The following is a 6621-nucleotide window of genomic DNA, read 5'->3' as shown; positions in this document are numbered from 1 at the left end:
TCAACTTTTACCGATCACCACCACGCCGGACATCCATCACAACCGGGCACCTTCAGCCCATACGAAACACGGCCTAGGCCGAGCGCGGAGCCGACCTGGTAGCTGGTGTTGACGATGCCCGAGGCCAGGCCGCCCTCCTCCGGTCGGGCGCTGGACAGCGCCGTACCGAGGGAGGGGATGAACGCCAGGGACATGCCCAGCGCCGCGACCAACGACGCGGGCAGCACGTCGACCCAGAAGGTGCCGTTCGGGCGGATCAGAGACAGCCATCCCATGCCGAGGGCGAGGATCGCCAGCCCGGTGACGGTCATGGCCTTCGGGCCGAACCGGCCGATCGCCCGTGGGGCGAGGACGATCATGCCGATCATGATGAGGACGGTCATCGGCAGCAGGGCTGCACCGCTGGGGAAGGCCCGGTAGCCGAGGACCTGTTGCAGGTAGAGGTTGAGGAAGAACCACATCGGGATCCACGCGCCGCCGAGCAGCAACTGCGCCAGGTTCGCGGCGCCGAGGTTGCGGGTGCGCAGGATCGACAGCCGCATCAACGGCTGGCGACGCTTGGCCTGGATCGCCACGAACACGCCGAGCAGGACCGCCGCGCCGGCAAGGACCAGCCAGGTCCGGGCGTCGGCCCAGCCGACCTCCGGCGCCCGGACGACGGCGTAGACGGCCGCGCCGAGACCGGCGGTCACGGTGGCCGCGCCGACCAGGTCGACGGAGCCACGGCCGCCGGGCTGACCGGCGGGCATCAAAGCCGGGATGGCCGCCAACGCCAACACCGCGATCGGGACGTTGAGGTAGAACACCCACGGCCAGCTCAGGTATTCGGTGATGACGCCGCCGAGGAAGACTCCGGCGGTGCCGCCGGCGGGTGCCGCGGCCCCGTACAGGGCCAGAGCCTTGGTCAGTTCCTTCGGGGTGGCGCCGAAGAGCATCATCAGCAGCGTCAAGGCGGACGGGGCGATCAGCGCGGCACCGGCGCCCTGCACCGCGCGCCCGGCGAGTTCGACCGCGACGGATCCGGCCACGCCGGCCAGCGCCGATCCAACCAGCAGGACCACCCAGCCGGTGGCGAACATCCGGCGGGCGCCGAACAGGTCCGACAACCGGCCGCCGAGCAGCAGTAGCCCGCCGAATGCCACCACGTAGGCGTTGAACACCCAGGACAGGTTCTCCTGCGAGAACCCGAGGTCGGACTGGATGCGGGGCAGGGCCACCCCGATGATCGAGGTGTCCATGATGACCATGAACTGTGCGAGCGCGATGAGCGCGAGGGCCCACCAGCGCCGGGACGACGTAGCCATGACAAGTCCTGTTCCGGCCCCGGCGGCATTACCGCCGGGGCCTGTCGCTTCTAGCGGGACGGTTCGGGATCGGTGATCCGGTAGCCGGCGTCGGTGACTGCGGCCCGGATCCGGTTCTCGTCGGCTGAGCCGAGGACGGTGATCCGCGCGGCCGCCAGGTCGACGCGTACGTCGGTGACGCCGGGCACCGCGCGGACCGCGGCGCCCACCTTGGTGGCGCATGGCTGGCAGGACATCCCGGCCACCACGAACTCGCGACCCTCGTCGGTCGTCGGCAAGGTTTGGGCGTCGGTGTCACAGGTGGTGCACATACATCCTCCTATACAGGTACCCGGTAGGGGTAGGGACTCGGGGACCGTAGCATACCCCCCGGGGGTTCGCTATGGTTGGTCGTATGACAGCACCCGCCGCCTCTCCCGCCCGGGGCTACAGCGCCAGCAAGGACCAGTTGCTCGCCCGGCTGCGGCGAGTCGAGGGGCAGGTGCGCGGGATCGGGAAGATGGTCGAGGACGACCGGTACTGCATCGACGTGCTCACCCAGGTCTCGGCGATCCAGGCCGCACTCGACAAGGTCGCCCTCGGTCTGCTCGACGACCACGCCCGGCACTGCATGCGCGAAGGGACCGCACAGGGCCGCGCAGACGAGATGGCTACCGAGATGATGGCCGCCGTCGGCCGGCTTGTGAAGCGCGGCTGAGCCGCGCCACCCGAGGCGGTCAGGGCATCGAAGCGGTGGAGCCGTGCTCGGCGGCGAGGTGGTCGACGGTCACGTCGGCGAGACGTCGGTCCAGGGGTCTCGATCACCACGGCGAGGACGTGGAACGACCATGGGGATTGCGGGTCGGAGAGCTCGTCGGCGCTGACCGGGAACAGCTCGGCGAGGCCCGTGGCCACCGACTGCTGCGGTTCACCGCCAAGGGCGACCAGCCGCACCTGGTGGTGCTCCCGCCGCCGGTGACCCGCCGTGGACGCCTATCTCGCCGGCCGGGTCGACCTGGCCGGCGACCGGCTTCCGACGCAGACGCCCGGTGCCCGGCCGCGCCGGCCGCTGGTGGCCACCGCCAGCGGCGGCCGGCTCGACCGGGGCGCGGTGTGGCGGTTGCTGCGGCGTCTGGCCCGCACGGCGGGGATCTCGGTGACGATGTCGCCGCACGTGCTTGCGGCACACACTTGCGCGACCCTCTCCCGTGACGCCGGAGCCCGCCTGGAGGACATCCAGGACCAGCTCGGTCACGCCGATGTCCGCACCGCCCGCCGCTACGACCACGGCGGGGCCCGCCTCGACCGGTCCCCGGCCTACACCCTCGCCGGCTACATCACCGGCTGACGACCTGGGTGGGGGCAAGGCCGCCTTGCCCCCGGCCGGGCCTCAGCCGGGCGTAAGCCAGCGGGACACCGCGTCGGTGAAGACCACTTCGTACGGAAGCCCTCGCAGGTCGTCAGCGGGCACCGCCAGGCCGCGAGCCTGGGCTAGCTCGGCCAGCCATGACCAGGGATGTTCCTCTGCGCACTCTTCGTCATCGGGAAGTACGACGGTCAGAACGTCCTGAGTGAGGCTGTCCCGAGTCTCGTGGAGGGGGATAGCGCCATTGCCCGGGGCGCCGGTTGATCTTGCGGTGAGAGTGAACCCGCGTTCCGCGTGCAGGAGCACGCGCCGGCCGTCTTCCAGCATCGCGAACTCACTGACGATGAAGCTCCGAGTGCTCGCGTCCTCGGGGTACGCCCTTCTGAGGTCGCAGGTGGCGCCTAGGCCAACAATGCGGCCGGGCTCGACCCGGGGAGGATCTGTGGGAGCGCGGTAGGCGCCCGGGTACGGGCGCCAGCCGGCTTCCCCGCTGCTCACTGTCCCACTCCCGACGTTCCCGTGATCGCTTCTGCTGATACTTGCACAAACCGTGTCATCTGATCACCGGTTACGGCGGGGACGGCAAGGGTTGGGCGATCAGGGCTACACGTGAGGCCGACCACCGAGGCGGGCTTGGCCGGCATCCGCTCGCCGAGCCACCTTGTCCCGCGCGACCCGTCGACCAGCCGGATCCCGCGCCCGCACCAGACCCACGGAGCCGCCCTTGCCCGATGTGACCGCCGCGTTCGCGCAGCTCAGCCGGCCGATCGGATCAGCGAGCAGTCACCGGCCGATCACCGACGAATCACCGACGAATCAAACCGGTTGACCATCTGGATCAGCCGGTGGTCGTCCCGATCACCGCCAGGATTACCTGGGGTCAGGGCGGACCTGACCCCCGGCACGCTCGTTGAACAGGCCATGGCAAACAAGGACCAGGTGCTCTACGAGAATCCGGCGCGAGCCTACGAGGTGCTGGGGCGGATCATGCACGCCCTGCGGGAGAGTCAGGCCCTCAACGGCGCCCACTCCCTGGACTGGTGGGCGGGGGATGGCGGACGGAGCTGGGAGATCGAGTGGCAGTCCGGCCCGTACGCGTTCGAGGCGGTCGAGGGACTGCTCAGCGGCACCCCCGAGGAGTCCGTTGCGTTCGCCGTCCCGGGGGCCATCCGTCCTGGCGACCGCGCCGCCAACCAGGACCGCGCCTTCCTGTACGTACTCGACATGCCGGTGACGCTGCGCGCCCTCACCCCGGTCGGTGCCAGCCAGTGGCTACAGAACCTGCAAGAAACCCTGCAAGCAGAGCGCGCCTGAGACTGACCGCACACCGGTCGGCAGTGGACCAGGCCACCGGGGTGGGGAAGACCCTGCCCCCAGGGGGCAAGGCCAACGGGTCTGGTGCGTTGCCCGTGAGCAGGCTCTCGAGTAGGGGTGTCGCGGCCTACGTGCTCGGCGTTGGTAAGTTGCGCTCGTGAGTCATGTCCGAGCGGCGCTTTACCTCGACTTCGACAACGTGTTCAGCGGGCTTCACAAGCTGGACCCTGAGGTGGCGGTCCAGTTCGCGAGCGATCCGGGGGCGTGGCTGCGCCGGTTGTCGACGACAGTCACGACGGATGCGCCGCGACGCTGGTTACTCCTGCGCTGCTACCTCAACCCCAACGGGTGGGTGTATCAAACTGACTCGGCTGGAGATCAGGCCCGGTTGTACTTCTCGAAGTTCCGACCTTGGTTCGTTCGTGCTGGCTTCGATGTCATCGACTGTCCTCGCTATAGCGGGACGAAGAACGCGGCCGACATCAGGATCGTCGTCGATGCCGTTGACGCCTTGTCAGCTGACACCCGGTACGACGAGTTCGTCATTGCGTCCGGCGACTCCGACATGACGCCGTTACTGCAGCGACTGCGCCGCTCCGACCGACGGACCACCATCGTGTCACCGGCCGACGCGGCTGAGGCCTTCACCGCGATCGCCGATCGAGTCCTCGACAGCCAGCAGTTGCTGGCAATGATCCAGGGCGAGTCGGTCGATGTCGATGATGAAACGGACAGCGAGGTGGACGCCGAGTTCGACGAGCCTGTTGCTGACGTTGTCTCTGATCAGAGCGAGGCGTACGAGGCGTTCCGAACAGTCATGACCAGCGAGTACAACGCGGCGTCCGAGCCGATGAACATGGCTTCGCTGGCTTCCAGGCTACGGACTCAGCTTGGTCAGTCGGTTGCCGACAGCAATTGGTTTGGTTTCGGCAGTTTCGCCCGGGCGGTTGCAAGCCTGAAGCTGCCCAACCTACGGGTGTCGCAGCACTATTTGTGGGACGACAGTCGCCACTCGGCTCGGGAGCCAGCCGCTGCCACGCCGCAACGCATCGTGCTTCCGGAGCCCGTCGAGCGCTTGGCTAATCAGCTTGACCTGCCGCGATTGCCCGCTTCAGGATGGCCGGCGATCTATCAGACCCTCGCCGACTATGCCCGTTCCCACCGGTTCAACCTGACCGAATGCACTGGTTGGTCCCGAGACCAGCTCCGCGATCAGGGATTACCTGTCAGCCGCAACGCTGTCGCGTTCGTTGTGCGAGGCACGTCATTCGGCGGGTGCCCGTTGCACCGCCAACCGCCGCCGGCAGCCGCAGAGATCTGCGCAGCTTTCGTAAGCAACGTCCTCGGCCGTACTGAAGCTACGGAGATCACCTTTTCTGAAGACGAGATCACGACGGTACGAGCCTGGCTGGGCGCACCATCGAACGGCGGCGACGAGCCCACAGGCCGAACGGAGAACCCTTCGTAGGCTGTCCAACAGGCGGCGAGCGACCGTCCGGCCTGACCAAGCGGTCACCCGGCGGCCTGTACGTGTTCGGCCTGTGCGAGTCGTGCAACAACCGGCGCGGAGTACCGGGCGAGGGAACGCGTGCAGCGTGTCATGAACCCGGTTCCCGGCGCCGCCGACGTGATGTTCCTGGAGATCGAGGTCATCGACCCGTCGGATTTCAGCGACGTGCTGCACCGCGTAGCGTCGAGGTAGACGGATTCCGGGTGCTTCGGTGCAGAGCCCGGCCGCGCCGAACGCCATCGCGGCGATCCTGCTGGCCCTGCGCGACGCCACCGGCCTGCGTCCGCACGCGCACTTCGAATGGTCCGAGGGCAACCCGATCGCGCACCTGCTGCGTTACCTCCTCCTCGGCCGGGGTAACACGCCGCCGGTGGTGCAGAGGATCATCCGTAAGGCCGAACCGGACCCGACCCGCCGTCCCGGCATCACGTGGGCGGGTGACGTCCTCGGACGCGACGGGAATCTGAAGCAGGAACGAGCGGCGGCGGATCCTGTCGGGTGGGCCGGCGTCCTCAGGATCGCCCGGTCAGGATTCATCCGGCCGTGGCTCAACCCGCGTGATATGGCGAAAGCTGGATTGCCTGAACCCTAATCTCCAGTCGATGCAAGTTCCCATCCGCCGGAAAGGGCATCTGGAACCGGTGCCGCGCTCTGCGTCGGAGTCGTTCGTGGCCGATGCACCCTCGGAGTGCGGGGCGACGCCCACCGAGGGTGTTCAAGGAGATGAGTGGGGCGCCTACGTCGCGCTTTCACATCCGACAGAGACGAACGCTGGATTGCCTGTCGGGCGAGCCCTACGGCAACGGAGGCCTCGTAGTAGTCGCCGGAGTCACGACCAGCCGGGGAAGGCGGGAAAGCCGCAACCACGGCGCGATGACACCCGGGGTCACGCAGGAAACCGCGGACGGCATGTCTCTGCGGAAGATCGAACGCATCATCGATGCGGTCCGCCACGAGCGCTATCGCTTCCGCCCCGTGCGGCGGGTCAACATCCCGAAGAAGAACGGGAAGACCCGCCCGCTGGGCCAGCAGGAGGTGACGTGCTCAGGTTTGGCGGCGACGCGAGTCCGAGGGCGCCCATGGCCGGGAGTGTCAAGTTAACGGCTGATCTTGGTTGTTGAGGTGGTCAGTGGTTGGCCGGGGTGAGC

Annotated in this window: 7 protein-coding genes and 1 pseudogene; 5 read left to right on the top strand and 3 right to left on the bottom strand. The window is 68.1% G+C overall.

Going from position 1 to position 6621, the window contains the following annotated elements:
- Window positions 1-14 precede the first annotated feature (14 nt).
- Together V6U90_RS32055 and V6U90_RS32050 are read right to left on the bottom strand one after the other, a co-directional pair.
- Window positions 15-1304 (bottom strand): MFS transporter, encoded by a 1290-nt coding sequence (locus tag V6U90_RS32055; protein ID WP_334444706.1) that lies wholly within the window; start codon window positions 1302-1304, stop codon window positions 15-17.
- Between the two features lie 50 nt (window positions 1305-1354).
- Entirely contained in the window at window positions 1355-1615 is a 261-nt protein-coding gene (locus V6U90_RS32050; RefSeq protein WP_334444704.1) for a heavy-metal-associated domain-containing protein, read from the bottom strand.
- 83 nt (window positions 1616-1698) lie between these two features.
- Here V6U90_RS32050 and V6U90_RS32045 point away from each other — a divergent pair, with 83 nt between their 5' ends.
- Window positions 1699-2001, top strand: a complete 303-nt coding sequence (locus V6U90_RS32045; protein ID WP_334444703.1) for a metal-sensitive transcriptional regulator — start codon at window positions 1699-1701, stop codon at window positions 1999-2001.
- Between the two features lie 267 nt (window positions 2002-2268).
- Complete coding sequence (locus tag V6U90_RS32040; protein ID WP_334444701.1) at window positions 2269-2631, top strand: tyrosine-type recombinase/integrase; 363 nt, start codon at window positions 2269-2271, stop codon at window positions 2629-2631.
- A 42-nt stretch (window positions 2632-2673) separates the two neighbouring features.
- Here V6U90_RS32040 and V6U90_RS32035 read toward each other — a convergent pair whose 3' ends face one another.
- Window positions 2674-2976 (bottom strand): hypothetical protein, encoded by a 303-nt coding sequence (locus V6U90_RS32035; RefSeq protein ID WP_334444699.1) that lies wholly within the window; start codon window positions 2974-2976, stop codon window positions 2674-2676.
- Window positions 2977-3570: 594 nt separating this feature from the next.
- Between V6U90_RS32035 and V6U90_RS32030 the strand changes: the two genes are divergently transcribed.
- The 3 genes and pseudogenes from V6U90_RS32030 to V6U90_RS32020 all read left to right on the top strand — a co-directional run.
- Window positions 3571-3963, top strand: a complete 393-nt coding sequence (locus V6U90_RS32030; protein WP_334444697.1) for a hypothetical protein — start codon at window positions 3571-3573, stop codon at window positions 3961-3963.
- A gap of 157 nt (window positions 3964-4120) precedes the next feature.
- Window positions 4121-5431 carry an NYN domain-containing protein gene (locus V6U90_RS32025; RefSeq protein WP_334444695.1) on the top strand — a complete coding sequence of 437 codons (1311 nt, stop codon included), beginning with the start codon at window positions 4121-4123 and terminating at the stop codon, window positions 5429-5431.
- Window positions 5432-5530: 99 nt separating this feature from the next.
- Window positions 5531-5912, top strand: a pseudogene (locus V6U90_RS32020) (amino acid transporter); the annotation flags it as partial.
- Between the last annotated feature and the right edge of the window lie 709 nt (window positions 5913-6621).

This window comes from Micromonospora sp. CPCC 206060, assembly GCF_036906895.1.
GTDB lineage: Bacteria > Actinomycetota > Actinomycetes > Mycobacteriales > Micromonosporaceae > Micromonospora.
Note: the sequence above shows the minus strand (reverse complement) of the source record. Positions and strands in the feature narration are given on the sequence as shown.

Coding starts and splice junctions, on each gene's coding strand:
- V6U90_RS32050 (WP_334444704.1), bottom strand. CDS start 1,615: ATGTGCACCACCTGTGACACCGACGCCCAAACCTTGCCGACGACCGAC.
- V6U90_RS32045 (WP_334444703.1), top strand. CDS start 1,699: ATGACAGCACCCGCCGCCTCTCCCGCCCGGGGCTACAGCGCCAGCAAG.
- V6U90_RS32035 (WP_334444699.1), bottom strand. CDS start 2,976: ATGCTGGAAGACGGCCGGCGCGTGCTCCTGCACGCGGAACGCGGGTTC.
- V6U90_RS32030 (WP_334444697.1), top strand. CDS start 3,571: ATGGCAAACAAGGACCAGGTGCTCTACGAGAATCCGGCGCGAGCCTAC.
- V6U90_RS32055 (WP_334444706.1), bottom strand. CDS start 1,304: ATGGCTACGTCGTCCCGGCGCTGGTGGGCCCTCGCGCTCATCGCGCTC.